The sequence below is a fragment of the Mesorhizobium sp. RCAM 05099 genome (genome assembly GCF_059683685.1).
In genome coordinates this window covers 3,599,859-3,621,519 of record NZ_CM185035.1, presented here as the reverse complement: position 1 = coordinate 3,621,519, position 21,661 = coordinate 3,599,859, and the positions used below count along the sequence as shown (strand labels likewise).

23 protein-coding genes and 2 pseudogenes are annotated in these 21,661 nt (G+C 62.9%); 14 read left to right on the top strand and 11 right to left on the bottom strand.

The features are described 5' to 3' along the window. Positions 1-306 precede the first annotated feature (306 nt). Positions 307-726 (top strand): DUF4864 domain-containing protein, encoded by a 420-nt coding sequence (locus tag AC56QQ_RS17725; RefSeq protein ID WP_497122839.1) that lies wholly within the window; start codon positions 307-309, stop codon positions 724-726. A gap of 7 nt (positions 727-733) precedes the next feature. Here AC56QQ_RS17725 and tgt read toward each other — a convergent pair whose 3' ends face one another. The 7 genes and pseudogenes from tgt to coaD form a co-directional block, all read right to left on the bottom strand. Beyond that, entirely contained in the window at positions 734-1,864 is a 1,131-nt protein-coding gene (gene tgt / locus AC56QQ_RS17720; RefSeq protein WP_497129039.1) for a tRNA guanosine(34) transglycosylase Tgt, read from the bottom strand. Further along, on the bottom strand, positions 1,857-2,126 hold the full coding sequence (locus AC56QQ_RS17715; RefSeq protein ID WP_489861642.1) for a hypothetical protein: 270 nt from the start codon (positions 2,124-2,126) through the stop codon (positions 1,857-1,859). Before AC56QQ_RS17715 ends, tgt begins: the two co-directional genes overlap by 8 nt. Continuing rightward, positions 2,116-3,203: pseudogene (gene queA, locus AC56QQ_RS17710) on the bottom strand (tRNA preQ1(34) S-adenosylmethionine ribosyltransferase-isomerase QueA). The gene AC56QQ_RS17715 and the pseudogene queA overlap by 11 nt, the downstream one beginning before the upstream one ends. Then, positions 3,203-3,652, bottom strand: a complete 450-nt coding sequence (locus AC56QQ_RS17705; RefSeq protein ID WP_497122838.1) for a DMT family transporter — start codon at positions 3,650-3,652, stop codon at positions 3,203-3,205. The pseudogene queA and the gene AC56QQ_RS17705 overlap by 1 nt, the downstream one beginning before the upstream one ends. 12 nt (positions 3,653-3,664) lie before the next feature. Next, entirely contained in the window at positions 3,665-4,177 is a 513-nt protein-coding gene (locus tag AC56QQ_RS17700) for a peptidylprolyl isomerase (RefSeq protein WP_497122837.1), read from the bottom strand. 27 nt (positions 4,178-4,204) lie between these two features. Continuing rightward, the gene (locus AC56QQ_RS17695) at positions 4,205-4,699 is read right to left on the bottom strand and encodes a peptidylprolyl isomerase (RefSeq protein WP_256750686.1); all 495 of its coding nucleotides are present in this window, start codon (positions 4,697-4,699) and stop codon (positions 4,205-4,207) included. 110 nt (positions 4,700-4,809) lie between these two features. Further along, positions 4,810-5,310: a pantetheine-phosphate adenylyltransferase gene (gene coaD / locus AC56QQ_RS17690; protein ID WP_497122836.1), complete on the bottom strand. Its 501-nt coding sequence runs from the start codon at positions 5,308-5,310 to the stop codon at positions 4,810-4,812. A gap of 194 nt (positions 5,311-5,504) precedes the next feature. Here coaD and AC56QQ_RS17685 point away from each other — a divergent pair, with 194 nt between their 5' ends. Next, entirely contained in the window at positions 5,505-5,657 is a 153-nt protein-coding gene (locus AC56QQ_RS17685; protein WP_082525247.1) for a hypothetical protein, read from the top strand. Between the two features lie 68 nt (positions 5,658-5,725). Here AC56QQ_RS17685 and gyrA read toward each other — a convergent pair whose 3' ends face one another. Beyond that, on the bottom strand, positions 5,726-8,530 hold the full coding sequence (gene gyrA, locus AC56QQ_RS17680; protein WP_497122835.1) for a DNA gyrase subunit A: 2,805 nt from the start codon (positions 8,528-8,530) through the stop codon (positions 5,726-5,728). A gap of 132 nt (positions 8,531-8,662) precedes the next feature. On the opposite strand from gyrA, the pseudogene AC56QQ_RS17675 reads away from it, so the two are divergent. Then, positions 8,663-10,429, top strand: a pseudogene (locus AC56QQ_RS17675) (SulP family inorganic anion transporter). Further along, positions 10,426-11,046, top strand: coding sequence for a ParB-like protein (locus AC56QQ_RS17670; protein ID WP_497122834.1), 621 nt, complete (start codon positions 10,426-10,428; stop codon positions 11,044-11,046). Before AC56QQ_RS17675 ends, AC56QQ_RS17670 begins: the two are co-directional and overlap by 4 nt. Here the strand turns inward: AC56QQ_RS17670 and AC56QQ_RS17665 are convergent. Then, positions 11,010-11,909 carry a helix-turn-helix transcriptional regulator gene (locus AC56QQ_RS17665; protein WP_497122833.1) on the bottom strand — a complete coding sequence of 300 codons (900 nt, stop codon included), beginning with the start codon at positions 11,907-11,909 and terminating at the stop codon, positions 11,010-11,012. The two genes, AC56QQ_RS17670 and AC56QQ_RS17665, sit on opposite strands and share 37 nt — an antisense overlap. Before the next feature lie 85 nt (positions 11,910-11,994). Here AC56QQ_RS17665 and AC56QQ_RS17660 point away from each other — a divergent pair, with 85 nt between their 5' ends. The 3 genes from AC56QQ_RS17660 (at position 11,995) to AC56QQ_RS17650 (ending at position 13,697) form a co-directional block, all read left to right on the top strand. After that, positions 11,995-12,546 (top strand): hypothetical protein, encoded by a 552-nt coding sequence (locus AC56QQ_RS17660; protein ID WP_497122832.1) that lies wholly within the window; start codon positions 11,995-11,997, stop codon positions 12,544-12,546. 32 nt (positions 12,547-12,578) lie between these two features. Next, entirely contained in the window at positions 12,579-12,956 is a 378-nt protein-coding gene (locus tag AC56QQ_RS17655) for a VOC family protein (protein WP_497122831.1), read from the top strand. A gap of 111 nt (positions 12,957-13,067) precedes the next feature. Continuing rightward, positions 13,068-13,697, top strand: coding sequence for a MarC family protein (locus AC56QQ_RS17650; protein WP_489861652.1), 630 nt, complete (start codon positions 13,068-13,070; stop codon positions 13,695-13,697). 25 nt (positions 13,698-13,722) lie between these two features. On the opposite strand, the gene AC56QQ_RS17645 is transcribed toward AC56QQ_RS17650, so the two are convergent. Further along, complete coding sequence (locus AC56QQ_RS17645) at positions 13,723-14,148, bottom strand: OsmC family protein (RefSeq protein ID WP_489861653.1); 426 nt, start codon at positions 14,146-14,148, stop codon at positions 13,723-13,725. Between the two features lie 136 nt (positions 14,149-14,284). After that, positions 14,285-14,803, bottom strand: coding sequence for a single-stranded DNA-binding protein (locus AC56QQ_RS17640; protein ID WP_497122830.1), 519 nt, complete (start codon positions 14,801-14,803; stop codon positions 14,285-14,287). A gap of 226 nt (positions 14,804-15,029) precedes the next feature. Here AC56QQ_RS17640 and AC56QQ_RS17635 point away from each other — a divergent pair, with 226 nt between their 5' ends. The 7 genes from AC56QQ_RS17635 to AC56QQ_RS17605 all read left to right on the top strand — a co-directional run bounded on the left by AC56QQ_RS17635 (position 15,030) and on the right by AC56QQ_RS17605 (position 21,604). Further along, complete coding sequence (locus AC56QQ_RS17635) at positions 15,030-15,344, top strand: ArsR/SmtB family transcription factor (RefSeq protein ID WP_497122829.1); 315 nt, start codon at positions 15,030-15,032, stop codon at positions 15,342-15,344. A gap of 14 nt (positions 15,345-15,358) precedes the next feature. Then, complete coding sequence (locus AC56QQ_RS17630) at positions 15,359-15,841, top strand: SRPBCC family protein (RefSeq protein ID WP_497122828.1); 483 nt, start codon at positions 15,359-15,361, stop codon at positions 15,839-15,841. 21 nt (positions 15,842-15,862) lie between these two features. After that, positions 15,863-16,468 carry an ATP-dependent Clp protease proteolytic subunit gene (locus AC56QQ_RS17625; RefSeq protein WP_489861656.1) on the top strand — a complete coding sequence of 202 codons (606 nt, stop codon included), beginning with the start codon at positions 15,863-15,865 and terminating at the stop codon, positions 16,466-16,468. Positions 16,469-16,568: 100 nt separating this feature from the next. After that, a complete protein-coding gene (locus AC56QQ_RS17620) occupies positions 16,569-16,865 on the top strand; it encodes a hypothetical protein (protein WP_497122827.1) in 297 nt (98 codons plus the stop codon). Positions 16,866-17,579: 714 nt separating this feature from the next. Beyond that, a complete protein-coding gene (uvrA, locus tag AC56QQ_RS17615) occupies positions 17,580-20,501 on the top strand; it encodes an excinuclease ABC subunit UvrA (RefSeq protein ID WP_497122826.1) in 2,922 nt (973 codons plus the stop codon). A gap of 35 nt (positions 20,502-20,536) precedes the next feature. Then, positions 20,537-20,989, top strand: coding sequence for a GNAT family N-acetyltransferase (locus AC56QQ_RS17610; RefSeq protein ID WP_497122825.1), 453 nt, complete (start codon positions 20,537-20,539; stop codon positions 20,987-20,989). A gap of 18 nt (positions 20,990-21,007) precedes the next feature. Further along, on the top strand, positions 21,008-21,604 hold the full coding sequence (locus tag AC56QQ_RS17605; protein WP_489861660.1) for a hypothetical protein: 597 nt from the start codon (positions 21,008-21,010) through the stop codon (positions 21,602-21,604). Positions 21,605-21,661 lie beyond the last annotated feature (57 nt).

Genomic DNA, 21,661 nt, shown 5'->3' with positions numbered 1-21,661 from the left:
GGTGACCGTCGGAGAATTCTTCGCCCAGGCCGGCAAAAGGGCCAAGACGGCAAGGCTGGCAACACCCTTCAGCAAAAGGCACCGGTCGACAGGCTGTGCGAACATCCTTCGTCTCATGGCTTGCACGCTCTCGCCCCAGACCACGACGAGCGACCCGCCTTATGGAACCGCAACCCTGGGAAATGCGCCGAGACGAGGCGAATATTCGCCGTTGCTGAAACCGTGAAGCGCCGCCAAGCGTATGTTAGGATGCCTCCTGGAACAGATTTTCTGGAGGCAGCTTTTCGAGGGCAACGGAGACAGGCCATGCGCCGCATGTTTTTTGCATTCGCGTTCGTTCCGTTCATCCTGGCCTCGTCGGCCTTCGCCGGCGATGCTGAGGTCAAGGCGGCGCAGGCAGCCATCGACGGCCAGTTGAAAGCGTTCGTCGCCAATGACGGCGCCACTGCCTACAGTTACGCGGCGCCCAACGTGAAACAGATTTTCCCGACCGTCGACACCTTCATGAACATGGTGACCAACGGCTACCCGCCGGTGCGCAAGCCACAGACCTATTCCTTCGGCAAGGTCGAGGAGACGAGCCCGGGTTCGATCGTCCAACAGGTGCTGATCGTTGGGCCGGACGGCAAGGACTACGAGGCGGTGTACACGCTGCAGGAACAGCCAGACGGCACGTTCCAGATCACTGGCTGCAGCCTGCGCGCTTCGAATTCACTCAGCACCTGAGCGTTGGTTACACCAGTGGAATATCGCCCCTCGCCCAGCCTTCGGTGATCTCGGCCGAGCGCGTCTCGAAGGAGCCGATCTCGATCGCGGCGCGAATGTCCTGCATAAGCTTTTGATAATAGGAAAGATTGTTCCAAGTGAGCAGCATGGCGCCGAGTGCCTCTTGCGAGCGCACCAGATGGTGCAGATAGGCGCGCGAGTAATCCCGTGCGGCGGGGCAGTCGCTGTCCTCGTCGAGCGGGCGCGGATCGTCGGCATGGCGGGCGTTGCGCAGATTGACCTTGCCGCGCCTGGTGTAGGCAAGGCCATGCCGGCCGGCCCGTGTCGGCATGACGCAATCGAACATGTCGATGCCGCGCGCCACCGATTTCAAGATATCGTCCGGTGTGCCGACACCCATCAGATAGCGTGGCTTGTCTGCCGGCAGTTCGGGACAGGTGATGTCGAGCATCTCGAGCATCACGGCCTGCGGCTCGCCGACGGCCAGGCCACCAACGGCATAGCCCTTGAGCTCCATCGCGCTCAGCGCCTGTGCCGACCGCACTCTGAGTGCTGCGTTGTCGCCGCCTTGCACGATGCCGAACATTGCCTTTCCCGGCTGGTCGCCAAATGCCGTCTTGCAGCGCTCGGCCCAGCGCAGCGAAAGCTCCATCGCGCGCTCGATCTCCTTCATCTGGGCCGGAAGCGCCGTGCATTCGTCGAGCTGCATCTGGATATCGGAATCGAGCAGCCCCTGGATCTCGATCGAGCGCTCCGGCGACATCTCGTAGGCCGCGCCGTCGATATGCGAGCGGAAGGTGACGCCCTTCTCGGTTAGTTTTCGCAGTTTCGACAGCGACATCACCTGGAAGCCGCCGCTGTCGGTCAGGATGGGATGCGGCCAGCGGGCGAATTCATGCAAGCCGCCGAGCCGCGCCACACGCTCGGCGCCGGGCCGCAGCATCAGATGGTAGGTGTTGCCAAGGATGATGTCGGCGCCAACGCCACGCACCTGGTCCATGTACATCGCCTTGACCGTGCCGCCGGTGCCGACCGGCATGAAGGCCGGCGTGCGGATCTCGCCGCGCGGCATGTCGATCACACCGCGTCGTGCCTTGCCGTCAGTCGCCAGAACCTTGAAGGTGAACGGCTTAACCATTGAATTCCTTGTCATGTAGCGGCGCGCCCGGAGCCTGTTCGTCGAGCGACTGGCGGTAGCGGATGCAACCCCGCATGAATTTTGGCCACGGCGGCACGGCGATCGCCGGCTCGGTCTTTTCCGGCAGAAGATTCCACAGATCGGGATGATGCCAGCACAGATCATGCCCGGTGGCATCACGATGCTGGCGAATGCCGGCGCGCAATTTCCTGATTTCCGCGATCAGCGCGTCGCGGTCCAGGCCGTCGAGATCATCGTCCATCGCTCGTCTCCGCTCGATAAAGCAGGCTTGCGTCGCCATAGGAGTAGAACCTGTATTGGTTCTCGATGGCATGCGCATAGGCCGCGCGGATCGTGTCGAGGCCGCTGAAGGCGGAGACCAGCATGAACAGCGTCGAGCGCGGCAGATGGAAATTGGTCATCAGCATATCGGCGGTGCGAAAGCGGTAGCCGGGCGTGATGAAGATGTCGGTCGGGCCGGACCAGGCAGCCAGAGCGCCGTCCTCGCGCGCGGCACTCTCCAACAGGCGTAGCGAGGTCGTGCCGACAGCGATGATGCGCCCGCCCCTCGCCTTGGCCGCGTTCAGCGCGTCGGCGGTTGCCTCGCTGACCGAACCGGTCTCGGCGTGCATCTTGTGGTCGGCGGTATCGTCCACCTTCACCGGCAGGAACGTACCGGCGCCGACATGCAAGGTGACGAAGCGGCGCTCGATACCTTTGGCGTCGAGTGCGGCAAACAGCTCGGGCGTGAAATGCAGGCCCGCCGTGGGCGCCGCGACGGCGCCTTCTTCCCGGCATAGATGGTCTGGTAGTCGGCCCGATCACGCTCGTCATCGTCGCGCTTCGAGGCGATATAGGGCGGCAGCGGAATGTGGCCGACCGTATGCAGCGCCTCGTCCAGGAAAGGCCCCGAGAGATCGAAGCCAAGCAGCGCCTCGCCGCCCTCGCCTTTCTCGATCACCGTGGCATCGAGCTGGCCGAGGAAACAGGAATTGCCGTCATGGCCGAAATGGATGCGGTCGCCGGCGGCAATGCGCTTGCCCGGCCGCATGAAGGCCAGCCAGCGGTCCGGAGCCATGCGCATGTGCAGCGTCGCTTCGACTTGCGCCACCGCTTCGCCGCGCCGTCTGAAGCCTTTGAGCTGAGCCGGAATGACCTTGGTGTCGTTGAAAACCAGCACGTCGCCGGTGCGGAGCAAGGAAGGCAGATCGCCAACCGTCCGGTCATCGAGCCCCTCGCCGGGCTTGACCACCAGCATCCTGGCGCGATCGCGCGGCTCTGCCGGGCGTAGCGCGATGCGCTCCTCCGGCAGATCAAAGTCAAAGAGATCGACGCGCATCAGTAGAGCCGGACGAGCAGCGCTCCGGCCAAGAGCAGCACCGCGCCAGCGACGCGGCCGAGCGAGATCTCACGCACCGCGACGCCCAGGAAGCCGACACGGTCGATGAGCATGCCGGCCAGCAACTGGCCGGCTACGAGAAACGCCATCAGGTCGGCGGCACCGATGCGCGGCGTCAGGATCGTCGACAGTGTGACATAGAAGCCGCCGAGCATGCCGCCGGCCACGAACAGCCATGGTGCCGGCGCCTTCCAGTCGAGTGAGATGCCTTGCAGCTTCACCACCGCGACGGAGATGATGCCAAGCACGACCGCGCCCGACAGGAACGAAAACGCCGCCGCCGCGACCGGGAGCCCCAGGCCGCGCGCCAACTGCGAATTGATCGGCGCCCGTATGGCGATGAAGGCGCCGGACAGGATGCCGAGAAGCGACCAGACGACGCCCATCATTGTCGTTTCGCCTTACTTGACGTCGGCCGCGACCTTCAGCGACACGATCTTGTCGGGATCCTGCACCGGCTCGCCGCGCTTGATCTTGTCGACATTGTCCATGCCTTCGATGACCTGGCCCCAGACCGTGTACTGGCGGTTGAGGAAGGCGGCATCGTCGAAGCAGATGAAGAACTGCGAGTTGGCCGAGTTCGGGTTCTGCGAACGGGCCATCGAGCAGGTGCCGCGGCCATGGTTGGCGTTGGAGAATTCGGCCTTCAGGTCCGGTTTGTCGGAGCCGCCCATGCCGGCGCGCGACGGCGCGAAGGAGGGCTTGCTGGAATTGCCGAACTTGACATCGCCGGTCTGCGCCATGAAGCCTTCGATGACGCGGTGGAAGACCACGCCGTCATAGGCGCCTTCGCGGGCCAGTTCCTTGATGCGGGCAACGTGGCCGGGCGCCAGGTCGGGGAAAAGTTCAATGACGACCTTGCCCTTGGTCGTTTCCATGATGAGCGCGTTCTCGCGGTCCTTGATTTCGGCCATGTCAGATATCCTTTTGAGAAAACAGATTTATTTGTCGGCGGCGATGCGCACTTTGATCATCCGGTCGGGGTCTGTGACCGTACCGTTGTCCGCTTCGTCGCCCTTCTTGATATGGTCCACCAGTTCCATGCCGCTGACGACATTGCCGACGATGGTGTACTGGCCATCGAGCGGCGGCGCCGGCGCGAACATGATGAAGAACTGCGAATTGGCGGAGTTGGGGTCCTGCGAGCGGGCCATGCCGACCACGCCACGCTTGTAGTGCTCGGTCTGCGAGAATTCGGCCGGCAGGTCGGGCAGATCGGAGCCGCCGGTGCCGACGGCCTCGGCGCTGAAGCCCTTCTTCATGTTGCCGAACTTGACGTCGCCGGTCTGTGCCATGAAGCCGTCGATGACGCGGTGGAAGGCGACATTGTCATAGGCACCCTGGCGCACCAGCTTCTTGATCTGGGCGACATGCTTGGGCGCGAGGTCGGGCCTCAGCGCAATGGTGACGTCGCCGTCCTTCAGGGTGATGATCATGGTGTTTTCCGGATCGGCGGCGAAAGCCGAAACCGATGCGGTCACGAGACCGGCAAGCACAACGAGGAACGAGGCGAGCTTTTTCAGCTGCATGGTCTTCTCCGAGAAACTTATTTTGCGAATTTGGCGGTGAGCGCACCGGCAACCGCCACCGGCACGAAGGGGCGGATATCGCCTCCCATCGAGGCAATCTGGCGGACAAGTGTGGCGGTAATGGTGCGCACGGACGGACTGGCGGGCAGAAAAACCGTCTGCAGCTCAGGCGCCATGGTCTCGTTCATGCCGGCCATCTGCATCTCATAATCGAGGTCGGTTCCGTCGCGCAGGCCACGGATCATGATCGAGGCGCCCTGCTTCCTGGCGGCATCGATGACCAGCCCGTCGAAGGCGACAACCTTGATGCGGGCGCCGTCGCGGCCGAATTCCGCATTGGCCGCCGTCTCGATCAGCCTCACCCGTTCCTCGAAGGAAAACAGCGGTGTCTTGCCGGGATGGATGCCTATCGCCGCGTAAACGATGTCGGCCACGGCCAGCGACGCCTTCAGCACGTCGAGATGGCCGTTGGTCAACGGGTCGAAGGAGCCGGCATAGAGGGCGATGCGTTCGATCATGGCTGGTGCTTCTAGCGAGCCTCTCTCGCAAAGGCAAATCCGATTGGCGCGCCGGCCGTGAACCTTTTCCGGCACATGAACGACAGATGAACACGCCGATCACGAAGCCTTCACGCAGCGTTCACTAGGTTGCACCTTAATAAGATGAAACCAAAATCCCATCTATCCGTTATCAGGCGCAGGAGAACACGCATATGCTGATCTACATGCTCGCCACCGCAATGACCGTCGCCATGCTGATCGCCACCGTATTTGGGCTGCATCAGGAGGCCCAACGTGTCCGCGTCAAGGCCAACACCAAGCGCTTCGAAGGCTTCGGCCCCCGCAAGCCGTACCGCCACTACTGATATCGCCTGAACGTGCTACCGCGCCGGCCCATGGGCCGGCGTTGCTATGTCAAAACCGCCGCCGCACTTCACTCGGCGCCATCTGGGCCTATGTCCGCGACCGGATCTGTCACGGCACCGCCCTCGACACTCTCTTCGGTTTCCTCGTCCGACTGCGGTTCCGATATCCGTTCGACCGAAACCACCTTTTCGCCTTCAGCGGTGTTGAAGATGGTCACGCCCTTGGTGGCGCGGCTGGCGAAACGGATACCGTTGACCGGCACCCGGATGACGGTGCCGCCGTCCGACACCAGCATGATCTGATCGTCATTGCCGACCGGGAAGGTCGCCACCAGCCTGCCGATCTCGGCCGTCTTCGAAACGTCGGTGGCACGAATGCCCTTGCCGCCGCGACCCGTCAGCCGGAAGTCATAGGACGAAGAGCGCTTGCCGTAGCCATATTCGGTCACCGTCAGCACGTATTGCTCGTGTGCCTTCAGGAACTCGTAGCGTTCATCGGAAAGCTCCGTCTCCTCGCCGACCTCTTCGTTGGTCAGCGCGATCTCTTCCTCCTCGCCGGCGGCGATGCCGGCGGCAAGCCGCCGTTCGGCCGCCGCGCGCCTGAGATAGGCAGCGCGTTCCGCCGGCGGCGCATCGACATTCTCGATCACGGCCATGGAAATCACCCTGTCGGTCTCGGCCATGGCTATGCCACGGACACCGACCGAGTTGCGGCTCTGGAAGACGCGCACGTCACCGACCGAAAAGCGTATGCACTGGCCGGAGCTGGCGGTCAGAAGCACGTCATCATTGTCGGTGCAGGTCTCGACGCCGAGAATCTCGTCGCCCTCCTCCTCCAGCTTCATGGCGATCTTGCCGTTGCGGTTGACCTGGACGAAGTCGGAGAGCTTGTTGCGGCGCACGGTGCCGCGCGTGGTGGCGAACATCACGTCTAGCTCGCCCCAGCTCGTCTCGTCCTCGGGCAAAGGCATGATGGTGGTGATACGCTCGCCTTGCTCCAGCGGCAGCATGTTGATCAACGCCTTGCCGCGTGACTGCGGGTTGCCGATCGGCAGCCGCCAGACCTTCTCCTTGTAGACGATGCCGCGCGAGGAGAAGAACAGCACCGGCGTGTGCGTGTTGGCGACGAACAGCCGGGTGACGAAATCCTCTTCCTTGGTCGACATGCCGGAGCGGCCCTTGCCGCCGCGGCGCTGCGCCCGGTAGAGCGACAACGGAACGCGCTTGATGTAGCCGGAATGGCTCACCGTCACGACCATGTCCTCGCGCTGGATCAGGTCCTCGTCTTCCATGTCGGCGCCGCCGTCGGTGAGCTCGGTGCGGCGTGGCGTGCCGAACTCGTCGCGCACTGCGGCAAGCTCGTCCTTGACGATCTGCTGGACGCGGGCTCGAGACGACAAGATGTCGAGATAGTCGATGATTTCGGCGCCGATCGTGTTCAACTCATCGGCGATTTCGTCGCGGCCGAGCGCGGTCAGGCGCTGCAGGCGCAGCTCGAGGATGGCGCGCGCCTGCTCCTCGGACAGATTGTAGGTGCCGTCCTCATTGATACGATGGCGCGGATCGTCGATCAAAAGGATCAGCGATTCGACATCGCCGGACGGCCAGCGCCGCTCCATCAACTGCTCGCGCGCCGTCTGCGGATCGGGCGCGGTGCGGATCAGTTTGATGACCTCGTCGATGTTGGCGACGGCGATGGCCAGACCGACCAGCACATGGGCACGGTCACGCGCCTTGCGCAGCAGGAATTTGGTGCGCCGGGTAATGACCTCCTCGCGGAAGGCCACAAAGGCCTTCAGCATGTCGGTCAGCGTCATCAGTTCCGGCTTGCCGCCGTTCAGCGCCACCATGTTGGCGCCGAAGGACGTCTGCAGCGGCGTGAAGCGGTAAAGCTGATTGAGAATGACGTCGGCGACGGCGTCGCGCTTCAGCTCGATGACGACGCGGTAGCCCTGACGATCGCTCTCGTCGCGAATGTCGGAAATGCCCTCGATGCGCTTGTCGCGCACCAGCTCGGCCATCTTCTCGATCATCGACGACTTGTTCACCTGGTAGGGAACCTCGGTGATGATGATCGACTCGCGGTCGTTGCCGCGCTGTTCGATGTTGACCTTGCCGCGCATGACGATCGAGCCACGGCCGGTCGCATAGGCGCTGTAGATGCCGGAACGCCCAAGCACGATACCGCCGGTCGGAAAATCCGGGCCCGGGATGATCTCCATCAGCGCCGGCAGGTCGATCGCCGGATTGTCGATGATGGCGATCGCGCCGTTGCAGACTTCGCCGAGATTGTGCGGCGGAATGTTTGTCGCCATGCCGACGGCGATGCCGCCGGAGCCATTGACCAGCAGATTGGGGAAACGTGCCGGCAGCACTTTCGGTTCGCTGCCGGAGGCATCATAAGTGTCCTGGAAATCGACGGTTTCCTTGTCGATGTCCTCGAGCAGCTCATGCGCGACCTTGGTCAGCCGCGCTTCGGTGTAGCGCATCGCCGCCGGCGGATCGCCGTCGATCGAGCCGAAATTGCCCTGCCCGTCGATCAGCGGCACACGCAGCGACCAATCCTGCGCCATGCGCACCAAGGCGTCATAGATGGAGGCGTCGCCATGCGGATGGTATTTACCCATCACGTCGGCGACCGGGCGCGCCGACTTCACATATTTGCGGTTCCAGTGATAGCCGCTCTCATGGGCGGCGTAGAGGATGCGGCGATGCACCGGTTTCAGGCCGTCGCGCACATCGGGGAGCGCACGGCTGACGATCACGCTCATGGCGTAATCGAGATAGGAGCGCTGCATCTCCTCGACGATGGATATCGGCTCAATGCCGGTGGGGCCGCCGTCGGCGCCGCGCGGTGTCTTCTGGTCGGTCAAATCGGATCACAATCTAATCAGGAATCACTTGACGCTTATATAGGAAGCAAGCCCGAAACTCCAATATTCGCAGCACTTTTCCAGTGTCATTTTTAGTGGTAATTTCAAAAGGATACCACTAATTGCGACGATATGGCCGAGGTGCTTTTCGCGACCACCACCGAAGCAAAGGCCAAGGTGGAGCGTGTTTCTCGAGCGAGGACCACAAGCGTGACGAACTGGACCTCGTGGCTGCCGTTCCGCTCGCTGAGTGGGTGGACGCCGAAATATCTCAATGGTGATCTCGTCGCGGGTTTCACATTGGCCGCGATTGCCATTCCCGAGCAGATGGCCACGGCTCGTCTGGGCGGCTTCGCACCCGAGATCGGTTTCTTCGTGTTCGTCGCCGGATCACTGGCCTTTGCGGTATTCGGCGCCAGTCGTTACCTTTCGGCCGGCGCGGATTCGACCATAACGCCGCTGTTCGCGGGCGGTCTTGCCTTGCTTGCCGCCAGCGGCTCGCCTCAGTATCTTGCGCTTGCCGCCACACTGGCGGTGATGGTCGGGCTGGTCGTCATTCTTTGCGGGGTCTTGCGCCTCGGCTGGATCGCCGACCTCTTGTCGGTGCCGGTCACGACCGGCTTTCTGGCCGGCATCGCCATCCACATCATCGTCTCGCAACTGCCCGGGCTGCTTGGCTTGCCCGCCGAAAGCGGCGAAACCTTGCGGCGCGTCGGTGAGATCGCCGCCGACCTTCATCTCACCAACCCCTAGCCTTGGCGTGTTCGCCATCGTCTTCCTCGCCGAGCGCGTCAGCACCCGTATCCCCGGCGCGCTGATCGGCCTCGTGCTGGCGACACTGGCCGTCGTCGCCTTTGGTCTCACGGATCGCGGCGTAGCCGTGCTCGGCGCCTTGCCGAACGGCCTGCCGCGTGCCGGCTTGCCGCTAGTCCGCCTCGACGACATCCAGGCGCTGGTTCCGCTGGCGCTGCTGATTGCCATCGTCGTCATGGTGCAGACAGCGGCCACCGCCCGCTCTTTCGTCCCGCAACAGGGCGAGGCCCCGGACGTCAACCGCGATTTTGTCGGCGTTGGCGCCGGCAGCATCGCGTCGGGACTGTTTGCCGGCTTTCCGGTCAATGCCAGCCCGCCGCGCACGGCCATCGCTGCCCAGACCGGCGGCCATTCGCAACTGGCAGGCCTCTTCGCCGCCGCAATCGTGCTGGCGCTCGGCGCATTCGGCGGCGGGTTGCTGGCCAACGTCCCGCAGGCGGCCCTGGCAGGCGTGCTGTTGTTCGTGGCTCGGCGCATCCTGCGCTGGCAGGTGTTCGCCAAGGTCTACCGGCAGGCGCCGCTCGAATTCCTCCTGATCCTCATCACCATGGCGGCTATCGTCGTACTGCCCATACAGATCGGTGTGGCGATCGGCATCGGCCTTTCGCTGCTGCATGGGGTGTGGAGCGCGACGCGCACGCAGCCCATCGAACTGGAGCAGGTTCCCGGCACGTCGGTCTGGTGGCCGCCGACCGTCGGAAATGCTGGTGAGCGGCTGCCCGGCGTGCTGGTCGCCGCGTTTCAGGCACCCCTGTCCTTCGTCAATGCCGATCGCTTCAAACGCGGCTTCTGCGATCTGGTCGACGCCGGCAACGGACGCGTGAAACTGGTCGTGCTGGAGGCGAGCAGCATCGTCGAAATCGACTATACAGCCGCCCAGGCACTGATCGAAACCATAACGCATTGTCGCAAGGCGGGCGCGATCTTCGCCATTGCCAGGATGGAGTCGCTGCGCGCCCGGCGGCGCTGGCGCGGTTTGGCATCATCGACCTCGTCGGCCCACAACGGATATTCCACAGCGTCGACGCCGCCGTGAAGGCGCTGCATTCCGGTCAGCAGTCGCCGAAACAGGAGAGCCGGACATGACCACCCAAAGAGAGCCTCTGCTGAACCCTGTCGCCGTCAGGGATTTGCGGCCGACGCAGATCACCGTCGGCATGCGGGAAGTGGCCTTGAAACGCCAGATGATCCGCGCGCGGAGTGCCAGGAAGACCGGCACTTTCCTCGGCAGGCATATGGTCCCCGTCGTGCTGGGGCCAAAGAAGCGCAACTACGTCACCGATCACCACCATCTCGCTCGCGCGCTGCTCGAGGAAGGCATCAAGGATGTCTTCGTCACGGTGACCAGCGACCTGTCGGCGCTCGACAAGGACGCCTTTTTCGTCGTGCTCGACAATCGCGGCTGGATGCATCCGTTCGACGAAACGGGTCGGAGGCGCGACTACGGCGCCATTCCGAAAACCATGGCTGGACTGGTCGACGATCCCTACCGAAGCATCGCGGGTGAGCTGCGCCGGCAAGGCGGCTTCGCCAAGGACACGACTCCGTTCAGCGAATTCCTGTGGGCGGATTTCCTGCGCCGCCGCATCGACTCGGACGTCGTGGCGAAGGACTTCGACAAGGCGATGAAGGAGGCACTGAGGCTGGCCAAGGGCAAGGACGCGGACTATCTGCCGGGCTGGTGCGGCCCGACGTCGGACTGACCTCGCAAGGCCGTGACGGCCGATATGGCCGGCAAGGCGCCGCTTGACCGGCGGGTGCGATAGTCGCCGGGCGTCACACCCATGACGCGCCGAAAACGACGGTTGAAAGTCGACAGATCGTTGAAGCCGGCCTCGAAGGCGATCGCCGAGACCGTCTCGTTCGCCATACGCAGCCGCACCGCCGCGCGATGCAGCCGCGTCCGCAGCAGGAATTGGTAGGGCGTCATCCCGGCGACCTGGCGGAAAATCCGCAGGAAATGATAGGGGCTGGTCGCCGTCTCCTCGGCAAGCGCTGAAAGCGAGACCGGCCCGTCGGCATCCAGTTCGATCCGCCGTACCGCTTCGGCGACCCGTTTCTGATCGCGGCGACTCGGCGCGCGCCTGACAGGCGTGGCACCGGTGGCGGCCGTCACTGACGCACCTGCGATGCGCAGGGAAAGTTCCTCGAAGGCGTCGTTGTCGGCCATGTCTCGCGCGGCTTCCGCCGTGGCCAGCAGTGGTGCGAAAGCCGGCAAGGGCGGCAGGCGTGCCGCCTCGAAGGCCAGTTTCCTGGCGGCCGGTACGTCCGCGGCGATCCGCTCCATGTAGGCCGGTCCGAAATGGAACGAAAGGCAACGGTCACCGCTGCCATGTTCGTGCCCGCATTCGTAGCATGTGCCGGGATTGCCAAGCAGAAGGGAACCGGGCGCCAGCATCGCCGTGCCTTGTTGCGCGCGATAACGGAACGTGCCGCTGGTGACCACGGCGACGCAGAAATCCTGATGTGTTTCCTCGAACGGCCGGTCGCCGGCGCCGGCTGTGCACACCACGTCCGACACCTGCCAACCGGGTCCGGATGTGATCGTGCGCGTGGTCGCTGTCATGCCCGAACTATAGCAATTTTTCCCAAGCCCTGAACCCGGTGACCGCCTACCCTTCCCGGTCTCCTGACAAGAAGAGGCCGTAACCATGTCCGCCCAATCCTCCTTTGCCCAATCTTCCTTTGCACAAGCCTTGCATAGCCCCGGACCGGCAGAAGGGTTTGCCGAACAACTGGCCCTTTACGGCCGCTTCGTCGGCGCCTGGACGTTCGAGGCCTCGCGCCATCTCGAGGACGGCACTGTGCTGACCGGGCATGGCGAGGTGCATTTCGGCTGGGTGCTGGAGGGCCGGGCGATCCAGGATGTCTGGATCCTGCCTGCGCGCGACGCCGGCCCCTCGCCCTCGCTGGGCAAATGGACTTTCTATGGCACGACGCTGCGGGTTTATGATCCTAGCGCCGACGCCTGGCACATCTTCTGGAGCGATCCGCGCAACCAGTATTTTAGCCGACAACTCGGTCGCGCCGAGGGCGACACGATCGTGCAGGTGGGCGCCGACGGCATAGGCTCTTCGGTGCGCTGGAGTTTTTGCCGCATCACCGACAACAGCTTCCGCTGGCTTGGCGAACGCTCCCTCGACGACGGCGCGACATGGCGGCTGGAGGTCGAGTTCCTGGCGCGCCGGGCGACAACAACCTGACGCCACAAGGCATTGTATCAATGGAGAAAAATATGTTCGATCACATCTCGATCGGTGTCCGCGACGCGGCAACATCCAAGCGTTTTTACGACGCCGCGCTGAAGCCGCTTGGCTACAGCTGTCTCAGCCAATCCCCAGGCTCGCTCGGCTATGGCGCACAGAGCGTCGCGCTATGGGTCAACGAGGCGCCGCAGCCGGTACCGGCAGACGAAAAGTCCGGCCTGCATTTCTGCTTCGCCGCGCCAACGCGAGGCGGCGTCGATGCCTTTCATGCCGGTGCACTGCGCGAAGGTGGCAGTGACAATGGAACGCCGGGCCTGCGCGCCGACTACGGTGAAAACTATTATGCCGCCTTTGTCATCGATCCGGACGGCTACCGCCTCGAGGCCTATTGCGGCGCTGCCGGCTGAACCAGTCAAGTCTCCAGTATCGTCAGTATCGTCGCTCCGACAGTTCCCACCGACCGGGCTTTGCTCTACCAATACCATGGTGCGGGCTCTGCCCGGTGGGAGGGGTCAGAGATGCCGAATTTCGACAGCCTGTTCAACGCCTTCGTCACCATTCTCGTGACCATCGATCCGCCTGGGCTGGCGCCGCTGTTCCTCGCCGTGACACGCGGCATGAACCGCGAGGAGCGCCAGCAGGTTTCCGTCCGCGCCTCGGTCATCGGCTTCCTGGTGATGGCTTTGTTCGCGGTCGCCGGCGCCTCGATCCTGTCGGTGTTCGGCATCACGCTGCCGGCCTTCCGCGTCGCCGGCGGCTTCCTGCTGTTCTTCATCGCCTTCGAAATGGTGTTCGAGCGCCGGCAGGACCGCAAGGAGAAGATCGGCGACGTCGCCATCACCAAGGACATGATCCACAACATCGCCGCTTTCCCGCTGGCGATCCCGCTGATCGCTGGCCCCGGCGCCATTTCGGCGACCGTGCTGCTCTCGGGCTCGTTTCAGGGTTTTGCCGCGCAGGCGGCGCTGGTCGGCATCATCTTCGTCTGCCTCGCCATCACCTATCTGGTGTTCGTGCTGTCGGAGCGCATCGACCGCATCCTCGGCCACACCGGCCGTTCGATCCTGACGCGATTGCTCGGTGTCATCCTGGCGGCGCTTGCCGTGCAGTTCGTTGCCGACGGCATCAAGGCGCTGATGGCAGGGTAGTGCGCGACCAACCCGAGGCCGAACCCTACTTCGCCGTCGTATCGATCACTTCGAAATCATGGGTGATCGTGGCGGTCTTAGCCAGCATCGCAGAGGCTGAGCAGTATTTTTCGATCGACAGGTCGATCGCCCGTTTGACCTTGTCGCTGGACAGCGACCGGCCCTTGACGACGAAATGCATATGGATGCGTGTGAAAACCCTGGGCTCGGTTTCGGCCCGGTCGGCGTCGAGCTCCACGACGCAGTCCTCGACCGCCTCGCGCCCCTTTTCGAGGATATGCACCACATCATAGGCCGAACAGCCGCCAGTGCCGATCAGCACCAGTTCCATCGGGCTGGGGCCTGGCGTCTTGCCTTCCGGTCCAAACGCGGTTCCCAGCACCAGTTTGTGACCGCTAGCGGACTCACCGACGAAGGTGCGCTCCTCGACCCATTTGACCCGTGCTTTCACAGAACCGTTCCTTTCACCATATTTCCTTGATCGCTAAGTCAGCGTTCAATTCGACAACGCAAAACCCCGAAAGTCCATGAACGACTCTCGGGGCATTGCGCTTGACTTAAGCCAAAAATGGCGTTCGACGTTGCGATCAGAACGGGATTTCGTCGTCCAGTTCGCGCGACGAACCACCGCCGCCCCCCTTGGGAGCGCCGCCGCCACGATTGAAGCCTTCGCTCGGGCTGGACTGGCCGAAATCGGAACCACGGCTGCTGCCGCCACCGGAATAGCCGCCGACCTGGCCACCTTCGCCCTGCCCGCGCGCGTCGAGCATCTGCAGTTCGCCACGGAATTTCTGCAGCACGACTTCCGTCGTATACCTGTCGTTGCCGGTCTGGTCCTGCCATTTGCGTGTCTGCAGCTGGCCCTCGACATAGACCTTCATGCCCTTCTTCAGATACTGCTCGGCCACCTTGGCGAGCTGGTCATTGAAGATGACGACGTTGTGCCACTCGGTCTTTTCCTTGCGCTCGCCGGAATTCTTGTCACGCCAGCTTTCCGAGGTCGCAATGCGGATGTTGACGACCGGCTCGCCGGAATTCAGCCGGCGGACTTCAGGGTCCGCGCCGAGATTGCCGACCAGAATGACTTTGTTGACGCTACCCGCCATCTTACTTCTCCGCGCTCATCCGAAACAATTTTTTGTTGGCGCACCTTACAGGCTCCGGACGATCCTCGCCTGCTGTGGCTGCCTTTTCCCACAAGGTTTTTGTTCCCTTTTCGTTCCTATATGCATCGCTGCTGATTGTCAAGGAATGGCAGCAATGCCCGCCCCTTCCATATGGGTTTCAAAACAGCGCTTGCCAAATTGATAAGTATCGACTTATGCTTTTACCATGATCGAAGCAGAGATTTTTCGGGCCCTGGCCGACCCGACGCGACGCGCCGTCTACGAGCGCCTCGCCACCAGCGAGATGAGCGTGTCGGAACTGCGCAGCGGCATGACGGTGTCGCAGCCGGCGGTGTCGCAGCATCTGGCGGTGCTGCGCGGCGCTGGCCTGGTGGTCGAGCGGCGGGCTGGCCGCAACGCCTACTACCGCGCCGATCCGCAAGGACTTGCTCCCCTGCTCACCTGGATCGAACGCTACCGGACCTTCTGGCCGGAGCGCATCGAGAGGCTGAAGGCGGTTTTGAAGGACATGGATCAATGAAGGACACGGGATCAATGACCGACGAAAGCCAAGGCGAAGTCGCCCCTGATGCACTCGAGTTCGAATATGACCTTGCCGAGCCGCCGGAAAAGGTGTGGCGGGCGCTGACCATGCCGGACCTGCTCGCCGCCTGGATGATGCCGAACGACATCAGGCCGGAGATCGGCAATCGTTTTGCCTTCGCCGTTCCGGGTGCGCCGATCGAATGCGAAATTCTCGACGCCGAGCCCGAACGGCTTTTGCGTTATTCCTGGTGCGAGCGGCCGCAGCCAGGCGATGTCGTCCGGCAGGACCCGCTCGACAGCACCGTCACCTTCACACTCGCCCGCACTATTTCCGGCGGCACACATCTGCGCATTGTTCATGATGGTTTTGCTCGCAAGGCGATGCCCGCTGTTGCCATGGCAGGCCCCGGCTGCCGGCTTTCGCTGGGGGTGCGCGGGACCCGAAGACCCATCGCCGCGAACACGCCTCTGCTGACGCAGCGCGCGGCTTGAACAAGGACAATGGAGAAGACTATGAGCGGTGTTGCCAATCTGGTGCCGATGGTGATCGAGCAATCGAGCCGCGGCGAACGCGCCTTCGACATTTTCTCGCGCTTGCTGCGCGAGCGCATCGTCTTCATCAATGGCGAGATCAACGACGACGTCTCGGCGCTGGTCTGCGCGCAACTGCTGTCGCTGGAATCGGACAATCCCGACAAGGAGATCTCGCTCTACATCAACTCGCCCGGCGGCGTGGTGACCAGCGGTTTCGCTATCTACGACACGATGCAATACATCAACTGCCCGGTGTCGACCGTGTGCATGGGCTTTGCCGCCTCGATGGCCTCGTTCCTGTTGATGGCCGGCACCGCCGGGCGCCGGATCTCCCTGCCGAACGCCACCATCCTGCTGCATCAGCCGCTGGGCGGCTTCCAGGGCCAGGCCTCCGACATCCAGCGCCATGCCGAGCGCATCGGCCAGACAAAGCGGCACATGGCCGAACTCTATGCGCGGCATTGCGGCCGCACCTATGAGGAGGTCGAGCGCACACTCGACCGCGATCACTTCATGACGGCCCGCGAGGCCCAGGCCTGGGGCATCGTCGACCACGTTTTCGATACGCGCAAAAAGGCGGCGTGAAGGCGCGCAGCCGCCGAGTTGAACCGAGGTCGATCGGCCGCCGACGATTTTTGCCGCTGCCACTCTGGTTTCAGCCCGGTCGCGGCACTATAGTTGGCTAATGCTCCTCAACGTTTCTCGCACTGGTTTGAACCGGCTGATTGCTGGCCTCGCCGCCGCTGCCATGATCTGCGGCACTGCCTTTGCCGAAGACAGTTCGGCTAAGGCACAGCAAGGCGCCCTGCCCGGGGTAACGAGCGATTATCACATCGCCAAGCCGGCCCCCGAGCCCGAACCCGACGACGCGCTCCCCAGCAGTGGGAACGGCCAATTCAAGATCGGCGATACGGATGTCAGGATTTCCGGCAGCATCACTGTCGATATGGGCGCTGGTGCAATCGGGCTGCCGCGTCACTGACGTTGCGCGTGCCAAAGTACGTCGCGCACAAAAAGTACCGTCGCCGCACAAAAAAACAGCCCCGCCGTGCTTTGAGCATCGGACGGGGCTTTTCTGGATCTAAAATCCATATTTTGCCGGGAGTGTACTGCCGGCGTTTGATTTCGGATGCTTCGCGGCATTCAGCCGACGATCCGACTAGCAGTCTCTGATTTTTGCGGGATATGGCAGGTCACGGTTTGTCGGGCGGCGCAAACGCCTGGCCCTGGCACTTATGCCTGCCGCGGCTCCAGCGACACGTGGAGCCTCAAGGGACTGTCCGGTGGCGTCATGCTCCGCTCCTTGTCCGTTGCGTCGTTGTCGTCCCGAAGCGCAAATCGCAAATGCCTGCGGCGTCTCGCAGGCCGCCTCTGGGCGGCGAGGCCATCGAAAGACGGCCGGCTTCGTTGACCCTTTGAACTTTGCTCCCCTGAGTCGGGGACGTCAACCGTTCAATAGCCGATTGCGAAAAATGTGATCGCCAGGCCCGCCGACCAACGTGGCATGCACAGCTTTTGTCAGGAGCATGTTCGGCCTTTGTTCTTTCTGCTTGCCCCTTCGCGCGAAAGACGGTTAAACGCTTCTGATCGAGAGTTTGTGGCGTCTCTCGACGTGGCGGCAAAAAGACCTACATAGGGGATGGCCGGGAGATACCCGCCAATCCCATGAATTCCAGATTTGAGGCGGCGACCGGCGATGGCCGACCATAAGTACCTTTCCATTCGCGGGGCGCGCGAACATAATTTGAAGAATGTCGATCTCGACCTGCCGCGTGACAGCCTGATTGTCATGACCGGCCTGTCGGGTTCCGGCAAATCGTCGCTTGCCTTCGACACCATCTACGCCGAAGGCCAGCGCCGCTATGTCGAGAGCCTTTCGGCCTACGCGCGGCAATTCCTCGAAATGATGCAGAAGCCGGACGTCGATCAGATCGATGGCCTGTCGCCCGCCATCTCCATCGAGCAGAAGACCACCTCGAAGAACCCACGTTCGACGGTCGGCACCGTCACCGAGATCTACGACTATATGCGCCTGCTCTTCGCGCGCGTCGGCATCCCTTATTCGCCGGCTACCGGCCTGCCGATCGAAAGCCAGACGGTCAGCCAAATGGTCGACCGCGTGCTGGCGGTCGAGGAAGGCACGCGCCTGTTCATCCTGGCGCCGATGGTGCGCGGCCGTAAGGGCGAGTACCGCAAGGAATTGCTGGAGCTGCAGAAGAAGGGCTTTCAGCGCGTCAAGGTCGACGGCGTGTTCTATGAGATCGCCGACGTGCCTGCACTGGACAAGAAGTACAAGCACGACCTCGACGTCGTCGTCGACCGCATCGTCGTACGCGGCGATCTGGCGACCCGGCTCGCCGACTCCATCGAGACGGCGCTGAAGCTGGCCGACGGGCTGGCGGTGGCCGAATTCGCCGACAAACCGCTCGACGCCAGCCAGACCGGCGAGGATTCGGTCAACAAGTCGAAGAACGAGACGCATGAGCGCATCCTGTTCTCGGAAAAATTCGCCTGTCCCGTCTCCGGCTTCACCATTCCGGAAATCGAGCCGCGCCTGTTCTCCTTCAACAACCCGTTCGGCGCCTGCCCGACCTGCGACGGCCTCGGCAGCCAGCGCGCCATCGATCCCAACCTCGTCGTGCCCGACGAGAACGTTTCGCTGCGCGATGGCGCCGTCAGCCCCTGGGCGAAGTCGACCTCGCCCTACTATGCGCAGACGCTGGAAGCGCTCGGCAAGGCCTATGGCTTCAAGCTCGGCGACAAGTTCAAGGACCTGACGGTTGAAGCTCAGGAAGCCATCCTGCGCGGTACCGGCGAGCGCGAAATCACCTTCCAGTACGATGACGGCCTGCGCTCCTACAAGACGACCAAGACTTTCGAGGGCGTCATCCCCAATCTCGAGCGGCGCTGGAAGGAGACCGAATCCGCCTGGATGCGCGAGGAAATCGAGCGCTTCATGTCGGCCACGCCTTGCCCGGTGTGCAAGGGCTATCGGTTGAAGCCCGAGTCGCTGGCCGTGAAAATCGCTGGCAAGCATATCGGCGAAGTCACCGAGCTTTCCATCCGCAAGGCCGACCAGTGGTTCACTGACCTGCCGGCGTCGCTCAACGACAAGCAGAACGAGATCGCGGGGCGCGTGCTCAAGGAGATCCGCGAGCGGCTGCGCTTCCTCAACGATGTCGGGCTCGACTACCTGACGCTGTCGCGCAATTCCGGCACGCTGTCGGGCGGCGAAAGCCAGCGCATCCGCCTGGCCTCGCAGATCGGCTCCGGCCTCACCGGCGTGCTCTATGTTCTGGACGAGCCGTCGATCGGCCTGCACCAGCGCGACAATGCCCGCCTGCTCGACACGCTGAAGCACCTTCGCGACATCGGCAACACGGTGATCGTCGTCGAGCACGACGAGGATGCTATCCTGCATGCCGACTATGTCGTCGACATGGGTCCGGCCGCCGGCATCCATGGCGGCGAGATCATCGCCCAGGGCACGCCGCAGCAGGTCATGGCCAATCCCAATTCGATCACCGGCAAATATCTGTCGGGCGCATTGGAAGTGGCGACGCCTGGCGTGCGACGCGAGGCCAAGAAGAACCGGCGCCTGAAGATCGTCGGCGCGCGCGGCAACAATCTGAAGAACGTGACCGCCGAAATCCCGCTCGGCACCTTCACCGCCGTGACCGGTGTGTCGGGCGGCGGCAAGTCGACCTTCCTGATCGAGACTCTGTTCAAGGCCGCGTCGCGCCGCATCATGGGCTCGCGCGAACATCCCGCCGAGCACGACCGCATCGAGGGTCTCGAATTTCTCGACAAGGTCATCGACATCGACCAGTCGCCGATCGGACGGACGCCGCGCTCCAACCCGGCCACCTATACCGGCGCCTTCACGCCTATCCGTGACTGGTTCGCCGGCCTTCCCGAAGCCAAGGCGCGCGGCTATCAGCCCGGCCGCTTCTCGTTCAACGTCAAGGGCGGCCGCTGCGAGGCCTGCCAAGGCGACGGCGTCATCAAGATCGAGATGCACTTCCTGCCCGACGTCTACGTCACCTGCGACGTCTGTCACGGCAAGCGCTACAACCGCGAGACGCTCGACGTCCTGTTCAAGGGCAAGTCGATCGCCGACGTGCTCGACATGACGGTCGAGGAAGGTGTCGATTTCTTCGCCGCCGTGCCCGGCGTTCGCGACAAGCTCGATACGCTGAAGCAGGTCGGTCTTGGCTACATCCATATCGGCCAGCAGGCGACGACGCTGTCCGGCGGCGAGGCGCAACGCATCAAGCTCGCCAAGGAACTGTCGCGCAAGGCGACCGGCAAGACACTCTACATCCTGGACGAGCCGACCACCGGCCTGCATTTTCACGACGTCGCCAAACTCTTGGAAGTGCTGCACGAACTGGTCGACCAGGGCAACACGGTGGTGGTCATCGAGCACAATCTCGAGGTGATCAAGACCGCCGACTGGGTGCTGGACCTCGGTCCCGAAGGTGGCGATGGTGGCGGCGAACTGGTGGCGTCCGGCACGCCGGAAGCCATCGTGCGCGAGAAGCGCAGCTACACCGGCCAGTTCCTCAAGGAGCTTCTGGAACGGCGCCCCGGAGGCAAGCGCGAAGCGGCGGAGTGATGGTCGGACCGGCTGGCGCCTGGAGAGCTTTTTGAATGACCATCAGAAAAGCGCTTGCCGGTGATCTCCAGACTGTCGTCTCGCTGACGGAAGCGGCCTATGCCCCCTATTCCGCACTGTTTGGCGCGCCGCCGATCCCGGTCACCGAGGATTATGCGCCACGCATCGCACGCGGCGAGGTCTGGCTCTTGGAGAGTGGCGGCGAGTTGGCTGGACTGCTGACGCTCGAGCGGCATGATGATCACGCGATGATCTTCTCCGTGGCTGTCGCGCCAGAATTTCAGGGCAAGGGCTTCGGCATCGCGCTGCTCAAGCACGCGGACGAACAGACCCGCCTGTGGCGCTTGCCCGAGGTACGCCTCTACACCAATGCCAGGATGGAGCGGAACATCGCGCTCTATCTGGCCTACGGTTTCCACGAGACGGGTCGCCGGCCCAATCCCTACCGGCCAGGATGGATGCTCGTCGACATGGCGAAGGCGATGTGAATGCCGCAAGAAGGTCCTATGGAAAACAAGTTGGTGTTAGGTGGCGTTGTCCGCTCGTCGCATGCTTACGGCGCCGACTATTTGTCCGAATTCCAACGCATCCTGCTGCATCAGGTTAGGCCGGAGACGCGAGCCTATTTGGAATGGGGCACGGGCCACACAACGCTGGCGATGCTTGAGTTGAGGAACCAGCTCGCCGTCGACAATCTATTTTCGATCGACGACAACCAGTCCTTCCTCGATCAACTCCTGCCGCAGTTGCCGCAGTGGAGCGGTTTCCATCCGATCTGCCTCGACCTCCAGGGCCCCAAGCTCGGCGACCGCGATCCGGAACTCAACTATTCGACCTGGCCGCTCAGCCTGAAGCGCAAATTCGACTTCATCTTCATTGACGGCCGGCGCCGGATGGAATGCGCGTTCATGGCGACACTGCTATGTCACGCCGATACGATCGTCATGTTGCACGACTATCGCCGCGCACGCTATCAGCCGATCAAGGCTCTCTACGACATCGTCGAGGACGGAAATCAGTTTCGCGTTATGCGGCTGCGGAAAAGCCTTTACCCCTCAGGAACCCCGACAATCTTTCCAGCGGATTGGCAGCCGCCCGCCTAATCGAAATAGCCCTTTGCGGATCGAATTTGACCAACGCAATACCCTAGCGAAAACATA